The organism is Microbacterium sp. NPDC056057 (assembly GCF_042266945.1).
GTDB lineage: Bacteria > Actinomycetota > Actinomycetes > Actinomycetales > Microbacteriaceae > Microbacterium > Microbacterium trichothecenolyticum_C.
Map to the genome: position 1 here is coordinate 348,071 of NZ_JBHJWS010000003.1, position 17,107 is coordinate 365,177.

Below are 17,107 nucleotides of genomic sequence, written 5' to 3' on the forward strand. Positions count from 1 at the left end.
GAGGCGATATGTGCGGCACTGTGTGAGCGTGCCTGAGTGTGGGATGTCGCTCGATTCTACCCGGGTGTCCATGCACCGGGAGAAGCGAGCGGATGCCGGGGGTTCCGGCATCCGCTCGCTTTCAGGCGACTTCGCTCAGGCGTAGGCCGTCGCGGTCGCCGGGTCGCTCGCGAGCTCGGGCTCCACGGTGCGCCGGGAGGCCAGCCACGCGGAGACCAGCGTGATGACCGACATGATCGCGAGGATCACGCCCGGGTGCCACCACGCGAAGCCCGTGGCCACGCCGAGCTCGAACGTGAGGTAGGGCACGAAGCCGCTGATCGTCGCCGCCAGGGCGTACGCGAACGACAGCGCCGAATAGCGGAAGCGATCAGGGAAGAGGTCGTTCATGAGACCTCCGAGCGCGGCCCAGGCCATCGTCGGCAGGATGCCGCCGACGAGCATCGTCGCGATGAGGATCGGGAAGGTCGCGAACTGGAGCAGGAAGTACATCGGGAAGGTGATGAGGAGCGTGCCCAGCGCGCCCCACACCACGACGTTCGCGGAGCCGACGCGGCTCGCCCATGCGCCGAAAACCGGGATGGTGACGAGCTGCAGCAGGCCGCCGATCGTGGTCGCGATGAGCAGGTCCTGGAAGCTGAAGCCCAGCTGCTCCACGCCGTAATTGACCGTGTACGTGTTCATCAGCGAGTACGACCCGATGCCGAGGAGGGCGGCGCCGATGGCGATGGCCATGGCACCGGGGCGCTTCGCGAACATCGTGAGGAAGGGGACGCGGTCGCGGCGCCCCTCGGAGACGACGCGCTCGAACACCGGCGTCTCGGTGATCGACCACCGCAGGTACAGCGACACCAGCAGCAGTGGGATCGCGAGGAGGAACGGGATGCGCCAGCCCCACGCCGCGATCTGGTCCGCCGGGAGGACGGTCGTCAGCACGATGAACACCGTCGCGGACAGGATCGAGCCGACGGGGGATCCGAGCTGGGGGACCGCGGCGTAGAAGGCGCGCTTGACGGGGCCGGAGTTCTCGGTGGCGATGAGGATCGAGCCGCCCCACTCGCCGCCGAGCGACAGGCCCTGCACGATGCGGAGGAGGATCAGCAGGATCGCGCCCAGCCAGCCCGCCTGCGCATAGGTGGGGAGGAGGCCGATGAGGCCGGTCGCGACACCCATGATGGCGACGGTCCACAGCAGGGTCGCTCGGCGGCCGAGCCGGTCGCCCATGTAGCCGAAGATCACGGCGCCGATCGGGCGCACGACGAACGCGAGGGCGATCGTGAGGAACGCCGCGCTGGTCGCGCCGAACTCGCCCAGCGGGTCGAAGAACAGCGGGCCGACGAAGAACGCCGAGAAGTAGGCGAACAGGTAGAAGTCGAAGGACTCGAGGGAGGTGCCCACCATCGACGCCCACGCGACGCGACGCGTCGGGGCGGTCTCGAGGGCGAGCGCGGGTTCGGGTGCTGCTGCGGTCACGGGCGTCAATCTTGGCACGAGTCCAGAAACCTCCACGACGGTCACCGCATTCCCTCTTGCACAGCCACGGTAGACTCGTCGGACCAGCGCGGATCCGGCCATCACCGGGGAGCTCTCGGAAGAACAGGACCCCACGCACGTGGCGCCCCAGTAGAACCGAGCGGGTCAGGCCCGTCACAGCCGCAGTGAGAGAGGGCGTCTCGGTCCCTGAGCCTGTCGAAGGGCCGAGCGTCAATGCAGGGTGGTACCGCGGTACGTCTGGTCAGGGATCCAGGCAGTGTCGTCCCCGCAGGAAGCACACGAGCGAGCACCTGCGAGAGAACATGACCTACCCCCGACCCTCCGCCTTCGGGCCCGCGGCCGACGCCGCGCCGGCCGCCGTCGTTCCGAGCCCCCGCTTCCCCGAGATCGAGCAGCAGACGCTCGCGTTCTGGGAGACCGACCGCACCTTCCGCGCGTCCATCGACCAGCGCGACGGCGCCGAGGAATGGGTCTTCTACGACGGCCCGCCCTTCGCCAACGGGCTGCCGCACTACGGCCACCTCCTGACCGGCTACGCGAAGGACGTCTTCCCGCGCTTCCAGACCATGCGCGGCAAGAAGGTCGATCGCGTCTTCGGCTGGGACACCCACGGCCTCCCGGCCGAGCTCGAGGCGATGAAGCAGCTCGGCATCACGGAGAAGAGCGAGATCGAGGCGATGGGCATCGCCACGTTCAACGCCAAGTCGCGCGAGTCGGTGCTGGCCTACACCCGGGAGTGGGAGGACTACGTCACCCGCCAGGCGCGCTGGGTCGACTTCGAGCGCGGGTACAAGACGCTCGACCTCACGTACATGGAATCCGTGCTGTGGGCGTTCAAGACGATCCACGACAAGGGCCTCGCCTACGAGGGGCACCGCGTGCTGCCGTACTGCTGGCGCGACGAGACGCCGCTCTCGGCCCACGAGCTGCGCATGGACGACGACGTCTACAAGATGCGCCAGGACCCGTCGGTCACGATCACGTTCCCGCTCACCGGCGTGAAGGCTGAGGCGCTCGGGCTCACCGGCGTGCGCGCCCTCGCGTGGACGACGACCCCGTGGACCCTGCCCACGAACCTCGCCCTCGCGGTGGGGCCCGACATCCGGTACGCCGTCGTTCCCGGTGGTCCGCTCGGGGCGGCCGACGTCCCGGCGGGGGACGACCCCGAGGGCGCCACCGCGCACCGGTACCTCCTGGCCGAGGATCTGCTCGCGGGCTACGCGAAGGACCTCGGGTACGACTCCGTCGAGGCCGCACGCGAGGCCGTCGAGCAGACGGTGCTGGGCGCCGACCTCGAGAACGTCACGTACGACCGCCTCTTCGACTACTACGCGGATGCCTCGATCTGGGGCACGCAGACCGCGTGGCGCATCCTCGTCGACGACTACGTCACGACCGGCGACGGCACGGGCATCGTCCACCAGGCACCGGCCTTCGGTGAGGACGATCAGCGCGTGACCGAGGCCGCCGGCATCCCGCTGATCATGAGCCTGGACGACGGCGGACGCTTCCTCCCGCAGGTGACGGATGTCGCCGGCGAGCTGTGGATGGACGCGAACCGTCCGCTCATCCGCCTGCTCAAGCAGGAGGGGCGCCTGCTGCGCGAGGCGAGCTACGAGCACTCGTACCCGCACTGCTGGCGCTGCCGGAACCCCCTCATCTACCGGGCGGTGTCGAGCTGGTTCGTGCGCGTCACCGACATCAAGGACCGCATGCTCGCGGGCAACGAGCAGATCACGTGGGTGCCCGAGAACGTCAAGCACGGCCAGTTCGGCAAGTGGCTCGACGGCGCACGTGACTGGTCGATCAGCCGCAACCGGTACTGGGGCTCGCCGATCCCGGTGTGGAAGAGCGACGACCCGGAGCACCCGCGCGTCGACGTCTACGGGTCGCTGGAGGAGCTCGAGCGCGACTTCGGGCGTCTCCCGACGAACGCGGACGGCGAGGTCGACCTGCACCGTCCGTACATCGACGACCTCACGCGCCCGAACCCGGACGACCCGACCGGCAAGAGCACGATGCGCCGGATCGAGGACGTGTTCGACGTCTGGTTCGACTCGGGGTCGATGCCGTACGCGCAGGTGCACTACCCGTTCGAGAACCAGCAGTGGTTCGACGAGCACTCGCCTGCCGACTTCATCGTCGAGTACATCGGGCAGACGCGCGGCTGGTTCTACGTGATGCACGTGCTCTCGACGGCGCTGTTCGACCGCCCGGCGTTCACCGGCGTGTCGTGCCACGGCATCGTCCTGGGCAGCGACGGGCTCAAGATGTCGAAGTCGCTGCGCAACTATCCCGACGTCAGCGAGGTGTTCGACCGCGACGGATCCGACGCGATGCGATGGTTCCTGATGTCGAGCTCGGTGCTGCGCGGCGGCAACCTCGTCGTGACCGAAGAGGGCATCCGCGCGGGCGTGCGGGAATTCCTGCTCCCGCTGTGGAACGCGTGGTACTTCTTCGCGACGTACGCCAATGCGGCCGGCGGCGCGGGTGGCGAGGGCTACCAGGCGTCGTGGCGCACCGACTCCACGGATGTGCTCGACCGCTACATCCTGGCGCTCACCGGCGACCTCGTGCGCGAGGTCGCCGCCGACCTCGAGGTGCTCGATTCGACGCTCGCCGCGGCGAAGGTCCGCGACTTCGCCGAGGCCCTGACCAACTGGTACATCCGTCGCTCGCGCGACCGGTTCTGGGTGGGCGTCTCCGCCGACGGCAGCCCCGATCACGCCAAGAGCCGCGAGGCGTTCGACACGCTCTACACCGTGCTCGAGACGCTCACACGCGTCGCCGCCCCGCTCATCCCGCTGGTCTCCGAGAAGATCTGGCAGGGCCTCACCGGCGGCCGCAGCGTCCACCTGCAGGACTGGCCCGACGCCGACGCCTTCCCCGCGGCGGACGACATCCGCGCCGCGATGGACGCTGTCCGCGAGGCATCCAGCGTCGCCAACGCCCTGCGCAAGAAGGAGGGCCGTCGCGTGCGCCTGCCGCTTCCCACCTTGACGGTGGCGGTTCCGGATGCTGCGTCCCTCGCGCAGTTCGACGGCATCCTGCGCGACGAGCTCAACGTGAAGTCGGTCGAGCTCATCGAGCTCGGCGACGACGTCTCGGAGCGCTACGGCATCAGCAAGCGACTCAGCGTGAACGCGCGCGCCGCGGGCCCGCGCCTGGGCAAGCAGGTCCAGCACGTGATCTCGGGCGCGAAGGCGGGCGTGTGGGAGGAGCGCGACGGTGTCGTGGTCGTCGACGGCATCGCCCTGGAGCCAGGGGAGTACGACCTCACGCTCGAGGCCGGCGGCATTGCCGACGGCACGGCGATCGCCCTCCTCGCGGGCGACGGCTTCGTCCTGCTCGACACGACGACGACGCCCGAGCTCGAGGCGGAAGGGCTGGCCCGCGACGTGATCCGCGCCGTCCAGGACACCCGTAAGGCGGCCGGGTTCGACGTGAGCGACCGCATCCGCCTCGGTCTCGTGTTCGACGACGAGGCCGACGGCGAGGCGGTGTCGGCAGCCTTCGACATCGCCGACGTGGCAGGCGAGACGCTCGCGCTCGCCCACAGCGTGCGCACGCGGACGGCCGAGCTCGCAGCATCCGGTGATTCCGGGACACCCATCGAGTTCGAGGCGGTGGTCGATGCGGGAACCTATGCGAACCGCGGCGCCTTCACCGTCTCGGTCGGCCGGACGGGGGCCACGGCATGAGCGATCGCGACCGCAAGCGCGCCGACGCCGTCTACGAGGCGCTCCTCGAGCGCCAGGGGGAGCGGTGGGTGCAGCCGCGAGTGGAGCGCACGCGGCGCGTGCTCGAGCTGCTCGACGATCCCCAGAAGACGTACCGCGTCGTCCACGTCACCGGAACCAACGGCAAGACGTCGACCAGCCGGATGATCGAGACCCTCGTGCGCGCGCACGGCCTGCGCACGGGTCTGTTCACCAGTCCCCACCTCGAACGGTTCACCGAGCGGATCATGGTCGACGGCGAGCCGATCGACGACGCGGCGGTCGCCGACGCGTGGGACGAGATCGCACCGTTCGTGGATCTGGTGGATGCGGAGCTCGCCGCCGCCGACGACGCGCCGCTGACGTTCTTCGAGCTGCTGACGGTGCTCGCGTTCGTCGCGTTCGCCGACGCGCCGATCGACGTGCTCGTGCTCGAGGTCGGCATGGGCGGGTCGTGGGACTCCACCAACACCGCCGACGGCGACGTGGCGGTGTTCGCGCCCATCGACCTCGACCACGCGGACCGGCTCGGCGACACGATCGCCGAGATCGCGCGCGTCAAGGCGGGCATCATCAAGGACGGCGCCGCGGTCGTGTCGGCACGGCAGGATGCCGCCGCCGAGGCGGTGCTGCGCGAAGCCGCGGCAGCCCACGACGCCTCGATCGCCTTCGAGGGCTCCGAGTTCGCACTCGCGCAGCAGCGACTCGCCGTCGGCGGGCAGCAGATCAGCGTGCGCGGCCTCGCCGCCACCTACGAGGACGAGTACCTGCCGCTCTACGGGGCCCACCAGGGCTTCAACGCGGCGCTCGCGATCGCGGCCGTCGAGTCGCTCGTCGGCGGCGCGTCGCAGCCGATCGCCGGGGACGTGCTGGCGGAAGGGCTCGCCGGAGTGACTTCACCCGGACGCCTCCAGCTCGTCGGCGCCGCCCCGACCGTGCTGGTCGACGCGGCGCACAATCCGCATGGCGCCCGCGCCCTCGTCACCGCGCTGCGCGAGGCGTTCGACTTCGACGAATGGGGTGTGGTGCTCGGCGTGCTCTCCGACAAGGATGCCGCCGGCATCGTGTCCGAGATCGCACCGGTCGCCGCCCACGTGTTCGCCACCGCCCCCGACTCCGAGCGGGCCGAGGACGCGGATGCCGTCGCCGACCTCGCGGAGGCTCACGATCTGCGCGTCTCCGTTCACCGCGACCTCGCCGATGCCGCGGAGGCGGCGCGCGCGTGGGCCTCAGCATCCGATCGACGTGCCGTCGTGATCGCGGGGTCGGTCGTGCTCGCGGGGGAGGCCCTCGCCCTCGCGGCGGACGAGGACTGGAAGGCCGGGTGGAACGCGTGACCGACGAGAAGCAGCCGAAGCCCCGGCGCCCCCGCGGTGCAGCGGAGTCGCTCGCGACGATCGTGCTCGGCTTCGAGTCGATCGTCGTCTTCCTCGGCGGCCTGGTCGTCTACGGTCTGAAGGCGCTTCCCGCGTCGATCGCGCCGTGGTGGGGGATCGTCGCCGGCGCCGGACTGGCCGTGCTGATGATCCTCACGACCCGGGTCGTGCGCTACCGGTGGGGCATCGTGCTCGGGTGGGTGCTGCAGGTCGTCGTCCTGCTGGGCGCCTTCCTCGTGCCGGCGCTCGCCATCGTCGCACTCATTTTCGGCGGCATGTACGGGTATGCGACGATCAAGGGGGCCGCTCTCGACCGGCGCAACGCGCGCCTCGCGGCGGATCCTCCTCCCCACGCCTGAACAGCAACGAAAGGTCCCGCATGCCCATCGAAGAGACCCTCGTCCTCGTCAAGCCCGACGGCGTCGCTCGCGGCCTCACCGGCGCGATCCTCGCCCGCATCGAGGCGAAGGGGTACGCCCTCGTCGACATCCGCCTCGTCGAGCCCGACCGCGAGACGCTCGAGCGCCACTATGCCGAGCACGAGGGCAAGCCCTTCTACGAGCCGCTGCTCGAGTTCATGATGTCGGGCCCGTCGGTCGCGATCCGCCTCGCCGGCAACCGCGTGATCGAGGGCTTCCGCTCGCTCGCGGGCACGACCGACCCTACGACGGCCGCGCCCGGCACGGTCCGCGGCGACTTCGGCCGCGACTGGGGCCTGAAGGTGCAGCAGAACCTCGTGCACGGCTCCGACAGCCCCGAGTCCGCCGCGCGCGAGCTCGAGATCTGGTTCGGCTGATCGCTCGGTCGGCTGACCCTGGACGCGCCTCCGGGGTCAGCCGAATAGCGTCTGCCAGATGTTCACGACGGCGTTCATCTCGAGCTGCGCCAGCAGCAGGATGATCGCGTAGCTCACGATCGCCGCCAGCGGGACCCACACCATCAGCCGATCGGCGATGTCGCGGACCCGGTCGGATGCCGGAACGAGGCCCGCACGGAGCATGTGGAGCGTGACCGCGTAGAACGTCGGGATCGTGACCGCCCAGGTCACCATGCACCACGGGCACAGCGTGTGCAGATTGGGCGCGTAGATGCTCTGGCTGATGAGCCAGATCACGAACCCGAACGCGAAGGCGATGCCGGCCCAGAAGCACCACCAGAACCACCGCGCGAACCGGGCCCGCGCGAGGAGCGCCGTGCCGACGACGATCGGGGCGACCCAGCCGGTGAGCCCGAGGATCGGATTCGGGAACCCGAACGCGCTGCCCTGCCACGACTCGAGGTTCGCGCTGCACTGCACCAGCACGCTCAGGTCGCACGATGCGATCGCGTCGGGGTTCGCGAGCTTCTCCAGCTTCTCCACCGTCAGAGAGAACGCCGCCCACCAGCCGATCGCCCCCGCGATGACGAGCCATACGGCGAGTCCGGTCGGACGGGTGTGGGTCTGCTGCTCGGGCATGCCTCGGATTATGACATCGAGTTCTGCACGGATGCCGCACCCCCGCGCCGTGGCAAATCGCCGATCCGCGGCGTGGGGAAGGCGCAGTCGCCGGGCGAATGGGCATTCTGGCGGTGTAAGTGCGATAATGGGGGGCGATGACTCACGGCCGCGCTGTGACGATCATCACCAGAAGACTTCAGGGCGACGAATGCCCTTGGCAGCGCGAGCATCCGCCTAGCGCCGGACGACCGCTGCAGACCGAGTGAGTTCGCGGCACCGCCCCGTCCGGAGGGGCATGGGCGGCGCTGCACGAGATTTCGCCGGGCGACGCGCGGTGTCGCCCCGCTAGGAGTACGCCAGTGATGGCTGATGGAAACGATGCAGAATTCACACCTCAGACCGAACCGGACGCGCCGCTGACCACAGCGGGCGACGAGGCGACACCCGCGGCAGACGCGGACTCGCCGGTCGAGGAGCCGCAGGAGACCGTCGAGGTCCCCGCGCAGACCGAGGAGAGCCCGGCCGAGGCGACCGACGCGGTGCCCGAGCCGGCCGCAGAGGCTGAGCCCGCCGCAGAGGCCGAGCCCGCCGCAGAGGCCGAGCCCGCCGCAGAGGCCGAGCCCGCCGCAGAGGCCGAGCCGGCCGCAGAGGCTGAGCCGGCCGCAGAGGCCGAGCCCGCTGCGGAGGCTGAGCCCGCCGCGGAGGCGGCGGCTGGGCCTGAGGGCGAGCCCGCGGCGGAGGCCGAGGCATCGGCCGACGGCGATGCCGAAGCCTCGTCCGGCGAGGCCGAAGCGCCCGTCGAGCCGGAAGCGCCTGCCGAGCCCGAAGCCGTGACCGCGGTGACCCTGGGGCTTCTCCCCGAGGTCTTCGTGTCGGCCGTGTCGACGCAGCTCATGTTCTACGCGCCCGAGATCGCGCCGCTTCCGGCACGTCCGGGCCGCCAGCAGCCCGAGCCGGAGCCCGAGGCCGCGGCGTCGTCGAGCACCTCGCGCCGCCGCAGCCGTCGTCGCGGCGAGGGCCGGGACGAGGCATCCGCGCCTTCCGAGCCGCCGCAGCCGCGTCAGCGCGCCGTCGAGCTCATCACCGAGCCGCAGCGCATCAAGGGATCGACGCGTCTCGAGGCCAAGAAGCAGCGCCGCCGCGACGGCCGCGAGGCAGGTCGCCGCCGTGCGGTCGTGACCGAGGCGGAGTTCCTCGCCCGCCGTGAGGCTGTCGACCGCGACATGATCGTGCGCTCGCGCAACGGCCGCATCCAGATCGCCGTGCTCGAGGACAACGTGCTCGTGGAGCACTACGTCGCGCGCAACCAGGACGCGTCGCTCATCGGCAACGTCTACCTCGGTCGCGTCCAGAACGTCCTGCCGAGCATGGAGGCCGCGTTCGTCGACATCGGCCGTGGCCGCAACGCCGTGCTGTACTCCGGCGAGGTCGACTGGGACGCCGTCGAGACCGGCAACCAGCCGCGCCGGATCGAGCTCGCGCTCAAGACCGGCGACCGCGTGCTCGTCCAGGTCACGAAGGACCCGGTCGGACACAAGGGTGCCCGCCTCACGAGCCAGATCTCGCTCCCCGGTCGCTACCTCGTGTACGTGCCGGGCGGCAACATGAACGGCATCTCGCGCAAGCTGCCCGACACCGAGCGTGCGCGCCTCAAGAAGATCCTCAAGGAGGTGCTGCCCGAGTCGTCGGGCGTCATCGTGCGCACCGCCGCCGAGGGCGCCACCGAGGACCAGCTGACGCGCGATGTGCAGCGCCTCACCAACCAGTGGGAGCACATCTCGAAGCAGATCGAGACGATCCAGGCGCCGGCGCTGCTGCACTCGGAGCCCGACCTGCTCGTCAAGATCGTCCGCGACGTCTTCAACGAGGACTTCTCGAAGATGCTCATCCAGGGCGACGACGCGCACCACACCATCTCGAAGTACCTCGAGTCCGTGGCGCCCGACCTGCTCGAGCGCGTCGAGCGGTACGAGGGCGAGCACGACCCGTTCGACGTGTTCCGCGTCACCGAGCAGATCGAGAAGGCCCTCGACCGCAAGGTGTGGCTGCCGTCCGGCGGCTCGCTGGTCATCGACCGCACCGAGGCGATGACCGTCGTCGACGTCAACACCGGAAAGTTCGTCGGCTCGGGCGGAAACCTCGAAGAGACGGTCACGAAGAACAACCTCGAGGCCGCGGAGGAGATCGTCCGCCAGCTGCGCCTGCGCGACATCGGCGGGATCATCGTCGTCGACTTCATCGACATGGTGCTCGAGTCCAACCGTGATCTCGTGCTGCGCCGTCTCGTCGAATGCCTGAGCCGCGACCGGACGAAGCACCAGGTCGCCGAGGTCACCTCGCTCGGTCTCGTGCAGATGACGCGCAAGAAGCTCGGACTGGGTCTCCTGGAGACGTTCAGCGAGGCGTGCGAGGTCTGCGCGGGGCGCGGCCTGATCGTGCACCACGACCCGGTCGTCAAGCACCGCGTGCCCGCCGCGAGCGGTGCGCCGTCATCCGGCCGTCGCCCGCGTGGCGGCGCGCAGGCTCCCGCTTCCGGCGGCGGCTCGAACGGCACGCACGTGATCACGGAGGGCGTGAAGTCGGCGCTCGCACAGATCGCGGCATCCACGATCCACCACAGCGAGGAGGCTCCGCACGTCGAGGCAGCCCCCGTCGTCGAGCAGGCTCCGGCGGAGCGCCCCAAGAAGCCGCGCAAGAAGCGTCAGGATTCCGGCGCGAAGAAGGAGAACCGCACCGAGAAGGACCTCCTCCTCGACTCGGTGCTGAACGCCCTTCCCGAGCCCAAGGCTCCGGGGCAGGGCCGCGCGCGTCGTCGCGTGACGACCGCGGCTCTCACGGGCACCCCGGTGCCCCACACGCCGTCGGAGGACTGAGCATCGCGCGCTGTCCCGGCCCAGGCCGGGGCAGCGCCCCTCTGTCGGCCCGCACACCCCCTCGATAGGCTGAATCCCGGGAGCTGGGGATCGGGGGCGCGATGGCGCGCTACGTGTTCGTGACGTGGGACGGCGGCGGCAACCGCATGCCCACCATCACCATCGCGCGTGCGCTCGTGAGGCGTGGGCACGACGTCCGCGTCCTCGGCCACGACTCCCAGGCGAGCGCCTACCGCGCCGCCGGTCTGTCCTTCACGGCGTTCGCGAGCGCACCCGGCTTCGTGCTCGATCCACGCCCCGCGGGCCTCTTCCGACTGTTCACCGACACCGGCCTCGCCGACGACACCGTGGCGCTGCTCGCGGCGTTCCCCGCCGACGTCGTCGTGGTCGACTGCACGCTGTTCGCGGTGATGGACGTCCTCGATCGGATGGATCAGCGCATCGTGGTGCTCGAGCACACGCTGCACGACTTCCTGGCCTCGGGCGCGCGCGTGGCGGGATCGGTGCTGTGGACGCGGGGGATACGGGTGCAGGCGCCGCGCCGACGCGCGGCACCGATCCTCGTGGCATCTGTGCCCGGGTTCGGGCTGCCGTTCCCTGCGCAACATGCGCTGTCGGCCGCGCCGGGCGAGGTCGTGTACACGGGAGCGATGACGCGCGCCGTCGCCGCACAACCCGCCGCGCCGACGGTCGTGCTGAGCCTCAGCACCTTCCGGTTCGCCGAGCTCGTCGGGACCTGGCAGCGGCTGCTCGACGCCGTCGACGGCCTCGACGTGCGGGTGATCGCCACACTCGGCCCGGCGGTCGCGGTGGGGGAGGTGCGCGTTCCCCGCGGCATCGAAGTGCACGAATGGATGCCGCACGACGAGCTCTTCCCCGAGGCCTCCCTCGTGGTGGGTCACGGCGGACACGGCACCACCCTGGCCGCGCTGGCCCACGGCGTACCGGTGCTCACGCTGCCCCTCGAGCCGACCTCCGACCAGCCGCGTATCGGCCGTGCCGTGGCCCGCGCGGGTGTGGGAGCGACGATGTCGCGGCGGACGGACCCCGCCACGATCCGTCGCGCGATCCGGCGGACGCTGGCCGATGGTCCCACCCGCGTGCGCGCCCAGCGGCTCGGCGACGCGATCCGCGCCTTCGACGGTCCCGGCCGCGCGGCCGACGTCCTCGAGCTGTCGGCGGCGGCAGCCCGGTGATTCAGCGGCGGTCGCGCCCCCGCACACGAAGACCGGATGCGATGAGGCGTCGCACCAGCTCGTGCCCGCTCACGTGCAGCGCGCCGGCCGCGACCAGACGCGCGTGCGCCTCTTCGGGCACGTCGTAGTGGTCGAGGTCGAAGCCGCGCGCAGGGATGCCGTTCGCAGCGGCGAAGGCGTGAAGCTCCGCGAGGTCGGTGTCGGTCACCAGATGCGCCCACAGCCGACCGTGCGCCGGCCACAGAGGATCGTCGATGAGGATCGCCACGTCCAGATCCTACGCACCCGATCCCGCGACACGGCCCGGCGCGCTTTCGCGGACTGTTCCGGCATCTGATAAAGTAGACCCTTGGTGCGTCGAGATATCCGCACCAAGTCTTCGTTGACGTCCCCGAGTGCGTGCGCGCGCTCCCAGAAGAAACAGGTGTGAAGTGGTTTACGCAGTTGTGCGCGCCGGCGGCCGGCAGGAGAAGGTCGAGGTCGGCACGATCGTCGTTCTCGACCGTCAGGCCGCGAAGATCGGCGACAAGATCGAGCTCCCCGCGGTGCTCTTCGTCGACGGTGACACGGTCACGACCGACGCCGACAAGCTCGCGAAGGTCACCGTGACCGCCGAGGTGCTCGGCGAGGAGCGCGGCCCCAAGATCGTGATCCAGAAGTTCAAGAACAAGACCGGTTACAAGAAGCGCCAGGGGCACCGTCAGGACCTCACGCGCGTCAAGGTCACCGGCATCAAGTAAAGCCACAGGAGACGCAGAGATGGCACACAAAAAGGGCGCAAGCTCCACCCGTAACGGTCGTGACTCCAACGCTCAGCGCCTCGGCGTGAAGCGCTTCGGCGGCCAGGCCGTCAACGCCGGCGAGATCCTCGTCCGCCAGCGCGGCACGCACTTCCACCCCGGCGCCAACGTCGGCCGCGGTGGCGACGACACGCTGTTCGCACTCGCTGCGGGCTCGGTCGAGTTCGGCCAGAAGGGCGGCCGCAAGGTCGTCAACATCGTGGCGGTCGCGGAGTAATCCAGCGAGTCTCACAGACTTCAGGAAGGGGCGGGCTTCGGCTCGCCCTTTCCCTTTATCTCCTTCCCGGCACACCGGGGAGCATCCAGACCTGAGGGGGACCCTATGGTCACGTTCGTCGACCGGGTGACACTGCACCTGCGTGCCGGCAAGGGCGGCAACGGCTGCGTGTCCGTCAAGCGCGAGAAGTTCAAGCCGCTGGCCGGCCCCGACGGCGGCAACGGCGGCCACGGCGGCGACGTCGTCCTCGTCGCCGACCCGCAGGTCACCACGCTGCTGTCCTACCACCACTCGCCGCACCGCTCGAGCGGCAACGGCGGCTTCGGCATGGGCGACCACCGATCGGGTGCCGCAGGTGAGCCGCTCGAGCTGCCCGTGCCCGTCGGCACCGTCGTGAAGGACACCTCCGGCGACGTGATCGTCGACATGATCGAGCCGGGCATGCGCTTCGTCGCCGCCCCCGGTGGTCTCGGCGGGCTCGGCAACGCCGCCCTCGCCAACCCCAAGCGCAAGGCGCCGGGCTTCGCACTGCTGGGCACGCCCGGCTGGGAGGGCGATGTCCTCCTCGAGCTGAAGACCGTCGCCGACGTCGCGCTCGTCGGCTTCCCTTCGGCCGGCAAGTCGAGCCTCATCGCCGCGGTCTCCGCCGCACGGCCCAAGATCGCCGAGTACCCGTTCACCACACTCCACCCGAACCTCGGGGTCGTTCAGGCGGGGGAGCAGCGCTTCACCGTCGCCGACGTGCCGGGGCTCATCGAGGGAGCGAGCGAGGGAAAGGGCCTGGGGCTGGAGTTCCTCCGCCACGTCGAGCGCTGCACGGCGCTCGTCCACGTCCTCGACTGCGCGACGCTCGAGCCGGGCCGCGACCCGCTCAGCGACCTCGACGTCATCCTCGCCGAGCTCGCCGCCTACCCCGTGCCCGACGGGCAGCTGCCGCTGCTCGAACGTCCGCAGCTGGTGGCGCTCAACAAGGTCGACGTCCCCGAGGCGAAGGATCTCGCCGACCTCGTCCGCCCCGACCTGGAGGCGCGCGGCTTCCGCGTGTTCGAGATCTCGACCGTGAGCCACGAGGGACTGCGTCAGCTCACCTTCGCACTCGGCGACATCGTCGCGAAGCACCGCGCCGAGCAGGCGGCGGCTCCCGCGCCCGAGCGCATCGTCATCCGGCCGAAGGGCTCGGAGAAGGAGTTCTCGGTCCGCGTCGAAGGCGGCACGTACGGCAACATCTACCGCATCCTGGGCGACAAGCCGCTCAAGTGGGTGCAGCAGACCGACTTCCAGAACGAGGAGGCCGTCGGCTACCTGGGTGACCGCCTCGAGAAGCTGGGCGTCGAGGTCGAGCTGTTCCGCGCCGGCGCGACCCCCGGCGCCACCGTCGTGATCGGCGAGGGCGACGGCATCGTCTTCGACTGGGAGCCCTCGATCTCGTCGAACGCGGAGCTGATGACCGCCCCGCGCGGCACCGACCCGCGACTGCTGCGCGACACCCGTCGCACCACGTCGGAGCGCCGCGAGCGGTACCACGACATGATGGACGCCAAGGCCGACGCGCGCGCCGAGCTCGAGGCCGAGCGGATCGCCGAGCGCTACCGCGACCACGAGGACGACGAGTGAGCGCGCGGGAGCGCAGCGACCTCCCGCTCGCCCGACGCGTCGTCGTCAAGGTCGGATCCTCTTCGATCAGCGGCGACAACGCCCACAAGATCAAGCCGATCGTCGACGCCCTCGCCGCTGCCCACGGGCGTGGCACCGAGGTCGTGCTCGTCTCATCGGGCGCCATCGCGACAGGGATGCCGTATCTGCTCCTCGACGAGCGACCGAGCGACCTCGCCACGCAGCAGGCCGCGGCTGCGGTGGGCCAGAACGTGCTCATCTACCGCTACCAGGAGTCGCTGCGGCCCTTCCGCATCGTCGCCGGCCAGGTGCTCCTCACCGCGGGCGACCTCGAGAACGCGACCCACCGCTCCAATGCGCGGCGCGCCATGGAGCGGCTCCTGGGCCTGCGCATCCTCCCGATCGTCAACGAGAACGACACCGTCGCCACGCACGAGATCCGCTTCGGCGACAACGACCGCCTTGCCGCGCTGGTCGCCCAGCTGATCGGCGCCGACGCCCTGGTGCTGTTGAGCGACATCGAGTGCCTCTACACGCGTCCGCCGGACGAGCCCGGCGCGCGGCCGATACCGCACGTCACGTACGGCGACGACCTGCACGGGTTCGAGTTCGGCTCGGTCGTCGTCAACAGCGTCGGCACCGGGGGAGCAGCGACCAAGGTGTCCGCCGCGCGGCTGGCCGCAGCATCCGGGATCGGCGTCCTCGTCACGAGCGCGGACCTCGTCGGCGAGGCGCTGTCGGGCGACGAGATCGGCACGTGGTTCCAGCCCAACCCCGAGCCCACGGCGCCCGCCGCGACCGGTCCCGTGCGCACGGCGGTCGATACACTGGGCGGATGACCACCACCGCCACGACGGCACGCGAACGGATGCTCCTCGCCAAGGACGCCGCGCGCAGCATCGGCCTCCTCGGAGACGAAGCGAAGCGCGATGCGCTCCTCGCGATCGCCGACGCGATCGAGGCCGCGGCGCCGGAGATCGTGGCGGCGAACGCGGAAGACCTCCGCCGCGGAACAGAGACCGGGCTGTCGACAGCACTGCAGGATCGACTGCGTCTCGACGAGCCGCGCGTCGCGTCCCTCGCCGCGGCGGTGCGCGAGATCGCCGCGCTGCCCGACCCGGTGGGCCGCGTCCTCGACGAGCGCACCCTGGCGAACGGCGTCTCGCTCACCAAGGTCGCCGTCCCCTTCGGCGTGGTGGGCTCGATCTACGAGGCGCGACCCAACGTGACGGTCGACATCGCGGCCCTCGCCCTGCGTTCCGGCAACGCGGTCGTGCTCCGCGGCGGCACCGCGGCCGAGCACACGAACGCGGCGCTGGTGCGCGCGATGCGCGGCGCACTGGCAGACCGGGGGATCGACCCCGAGGCCATCCAGACGGTGGACGAGTTCGGCCGCGAAGGAGCGCGCGAGCTGATGCACGCCCGGGGCGTCGTCGACGTGCTCGTTCCGCGCGGCAGCGCGCAGCTGATCGAGACGGTCGTGACCGAGTCGTCGGTCCCGGTCATCGAGACGGGCGCGGGTGTCGTGCACATCGTCCTCGACGAGACGGCGCCCCTCGAGTGGGCGCGCGACATCGTGGTGAACGCCAAGACCCAGCGGCCGAGCGTGTGCAACGCGGTCGAGACGGTCCTCGTGCATCGCGGCGCCGCCGATCGTCTGGTCGGCCCCGTCGTCGAGGCGCTGCAGCAGAGCGGCGTCACCGTCCATGGCGACGAGACCGTCGAGCGCCTGGCTGCGGGCGTCACACCCGCGACCGACGAGGACTGGGCGACCGAGTACCTGAGCCTCGATCTGGCGATGCGCGTCGTGGACGACCTCGACGACGCGCTCGCGCACATCCGCCGGTACTCGACCCACCACACGGAGTCGATCGTGACGCAGGATGCCGCCAACGAGGCGCGCTTCCTCGCCGAGGTCGACTCGGCCGTGGTGATGGCCAACACCTCGACGCGGTTCACCGACGGCGGCGAGTTCGGCTTCGGCGCCGAGGTCGGCATCTCGACCCAGAAACTGCACGCGCGCGGCCCCATGGGCCTCGCCGAACTCACGAGCTCGAAGTGGCTCGCGCGGGGTGCCGGGCAGGTCCGCGCATAACGGAATAGACTTGTCCCGTCCCGCGCCCCAGAGGCGAACCCGAACGGAGCCCGAATGACACTCGCCACGATCATCGCCTTTGCCGCCGAAGAGTCGGAGCACCACGGCAACGTCGCCCTCGAGACCGTCGGGTACGGCATCACCGCGATCGTGGTCTTCGCCGCGCTGGCGATCGTGACGCTGTCGTACCGCAACGTGGCGAACCGCCACGCGCACAAGGCCGAGGCGTACGCCAAGGCGCACGCGAACGACGTCCAGCGAGCGGGGCACGGCCACTGAGGCTGC

15 protein-coding genes are annotated in these 17,107 nt (G+C 70.5%); 12 read left to right on the forward strand and 3 right to left on the reverse strand.

The window, feature by feature from the left end; all coding sequences use genetic code 11:
- Positions 1 to 135: 135 nt before the first annotated feature.
- On the reverse strand, positions 136 to 1,473 hold the full coding sequence (locus ACFC1K_RS13720; RefSeq protein WP_375872047.1) for an MFS transporter: 1,338 nt from the start codon (positions 1,471 to 1,473) through the stop codon (positions 136 to 138).
- Positions 1,474 to 1,796: 323 nt separating this feature from the next.
- On the opposite strand from ACFC1K_RS13720, the gene ileS reads away from it, so the two are divergent.
- From ileS to ndk, 4 genes are read left to right on the forward strand one after another with little or no spacing between them, the layout of a single operon-like run.
- A complete protein-coding gene (gene ileS, locus ACFC1K_RS13725; RefSeq protein ID WP_375872048.1) occupies positions 1,797 to 5,195 on the forward strand; it encodes an isoleucine--tRNA ligase in 3,399 nt (1,132 codons plus the stop codon).
- A complete protein-coding gene (locus ACFC1K_RS13730) occupies positions 5,192 to 6,550 on the forward strand; it encodes a bifunctional folylpolyglutamate synthase/dihydrofolate synthase (protein ID WP_375872049.1) in 1,359 nt (452 codons plus the stop codon). The genes ileS and ACFC1K_RS13730 overlap by 4 nt, the downstream gene beginning before the upstream one ends.
- On the forward strand, positions 6,547 to 6,948 hold the full coding sequence (locus ACFC1K_RS13735; RefSeq protein WP_375872050.1) for a DUF4233 domain-containing protein: 402 nt from the start codon (positions 6,547 to 6,549) through the stop codon (positions 6,946 to 6,948). The genes ACFC1K_RS13730 and ACFC1K_RS13735 overlap by 4 nt, the downstream gene beginning before the upstream one ends.
- Before the next feature lie 20 nt (positions 6,949 to 6,968).
- A complete protein-coding gene (gene ndk, locus ACFC1K_RS13740) occupies positions 6,969 to 7,385 on the forward strand; it encodes a nucleoside-diphosphate kinase (RefSeq protein WP_045302747.1) in 417 nt (138 codons plus the stop codon).
- A gap of 36 nt (positions 7,386 to 7,421) precedes the next feature.
- On the opposite strand, the gene ACFC1K_RS13745 is transcribed toward ndk, so the two are convergent.
- Positions 7,422 to 8,045: a vitamin K epoxide reductase family protein gene (locus ACFC1K_RS13745; RefSeq protein ID WP_375872051.1), complete on the reverse strand. Its 624-nt coding sequence runs from the start codon at positions 8,043 to 8,045 to the stop codon at positions 7,422 to 7,424.
- 344 nt (positions 8,046 to 8,389) lie between these two features.
- Here ACFC1K_RS13745 and ACFC1K_RS13750 point away from each other — a divergent pair, with 344 nt between their 5' ends.
- Positions 8,390 to 10,900, forward strand: a complete 2,511-nt coding sequence (locus tag ACFC1K_RS13750) for an Rne/Rng family ribonuclease (protein WP_375872052.1) — start codon at positions 8,390 to 8,392, stop codon at positions 10,898 to 10,900.
- 101 nt (positions 10,901 to 11,001) lie between these two features.
- Positions 11,002 to 12,096 (forward strand): glycosyltransferase, encoded by a 1,095-nt coding sequence (locus ACFC1K_RS13755; protein ID WP_310291061.1) that lies wholly within the window; start codon positions 11,002 to 11,004, stop codon positions 12,094 to 12,096.
- Between the two features lies 1 nt (position 12,097).
- Here the strand turns inward: ACFC1K_RS13755 and ACFC1K_RS13760 are convergent, their stop codons facing one another.
- The gene (locus tag ACFC1K_RS13760) at positions 12,098 to 12,364 is read right to left on the reverse strand and encodes a DUF4031 domain-containing protein (protein ID WP_310291060.1); all 267 of its coding nucleotides are present in this window, start codon (positions 12,362 to 12,364) and stop codon (positions 12,098 to 12,100) included.
- Between the two features lie 163 nt (positions 12,365 to 12,527).
- Here ACFC1K_RS13760 and rplU point away from each other — a divergent pair, with 163 nt between their 5' ends.
- The 6 genes from rplU (at position 12,528) to ACFC1K_RS13790 (ending at position 17,101) form a co-directional block, all read left to right on the forward strand.
- A complete protein-coding gene (gene rplU / locus ACFC1K_RS13765; RefSeq protein ID WP_026059456.1) occupies positions 12,528 to 12,836 on the forward strand; it encodes a 50S ribosomal protein L21 in 309 nt (102 codons plus the stop codon).
- 19 nt (positions 12,837 to 12,855) lie between these two features.
- A complete protein-coding gene (gene rpmA, locus ACFC1K_RS13770) occupies positions 12,856 to 13,113 on the forward strand; it encodes a 50S ribosomal protein L27 (protein ID WP_045302739.1) in 258 nt (85 codons plus the stop codon).
- Between the two features lie 105 nt (positions 13,114 to 13,218).
- Complete coding sequence (obgE, locus tag ACFC1K_RS13775) at positions 13,219 to 14,727, forward strand: GTPase ObgE (RefSeq protein ID WP_375872053.1); 1,509 nt, start codon at positions 13,219 to 13,221, stop codon at positions 14,725 to 14,727.
- Positions 14,724 to 15,566, forward strand: coding sequence for a glutamate 5-kinase (gene proB, locus ACFC1K_RS13780; protein ID WP_310291058.1), 843 nt, complete (start codon positions 14,724 to 14,726; stop codon positions 15,564 to 15,566). The genes obgE and proB overlap by 4 nt, the downstream gene beginning before the upstream one ends.
- On the forward strand, positions 15,563 to 16,822 hold the full coding sequence (locus tag ACFC1K_RS13785) for a glutamate-5-semialdehyde dehydrogenase (protein WP_375872054.1): 1,260 nt from the start codon (positions 15,563 to 15,565) through the stop codon (positions 16,820 to 16,822). Before proB ends, ACFC1K_RS13785 begins: the two co-directional genes overlap by 4 nt.
- Before the next feature lie 54 nt (positions 16,823 to 16,876).
- The gene (locus ACFC1K_RS13790; RefSeq protein ID WP_056367436.1) at positions 16,877 to 17,101 is read left to right on the forward strand and encodes a hypothetical protein; all 225 of its coding nucleotides are present in this window, start codon (positions 16,877 to 16,879) and stop codon (positions 17,099 to 17,101) included.
- Positions 17,102 to 17,107: the final 6 nt, after the last annotated feature.

Excerpts from the sequence above, each read along its gene's own strand:
- ileS (WP_375872048.1), top strand. The coding sequence starts at position 1,797 with ATGACCTACCCCCGACCCTCCGCCTTCGGGCCCGCGGCCGACGCCGCG.
- ACFC1K_RS13730 (WP_375872049.1), top strand. The coding sequence starts at position 5,192 with ATGAGCGATCGCGACCGCAAGCGCGCCGACGCCGTCTACGAGGCGCTC.
- ndk (WP_045302747.1), top strand. The coding sequence starts at position 6,969 with ATGCCCATCGAAGAGACCCTCGTCCTCGTCAAGCCCGACGGCGTCGCT.
- ACFC1K_RS13745 (WP_375872051.1), bottom strand. The coding sequence starts at position 8,045 with ATGCCCGAGCAGCAGACCCACACCCGTCCGACCGGACTCGCCGTATGG.
- ACFC1K_RS13750 (WP_375872052.1), top strand. The coding sequence starts at position 8,390 with ATGGCTGATGGAAACGATGCAGAATTCACACCTCAGACCGAACCGGAC.
- ACFC1K_RS13755 (WP_310291061.1), top strand. The coding sequence starts at position 11,002 with ATGGCGCGCTACGTGTTCGTGACGTGGGACGGCGGCGGCAACCGCATG.
- rpmA (WP_045302739.1), top strand. The coding sequence starts at position 12,856 with ATGGCACACAAAAAGGGCGCAAGCTCCACCCGTAACGGTCGTGACTCC.
- obgE (WP_375872053.1), top strand. The coding sequence starts at position 13,219 with ATGGTCACGTTCGTCGACCGGGTGACACTGCACCTGCGTGCCGGCAAG.
- ACFC1K_RS13785 (WP_375872054.1), top strand. The coding sequence starts at position 15,563 with ATGACCACCACCGCCACGACGGCACGCGAACGGATGCTCCTCGCCAAG.
- ACFC1K_RS13790 (WP_056367436.1), top strand. The coding sequence starts at position 16,877 with ATGACACTCGCCACGATCATCGCCTTTGCCGCCGAAGAGTCGGAGCAC.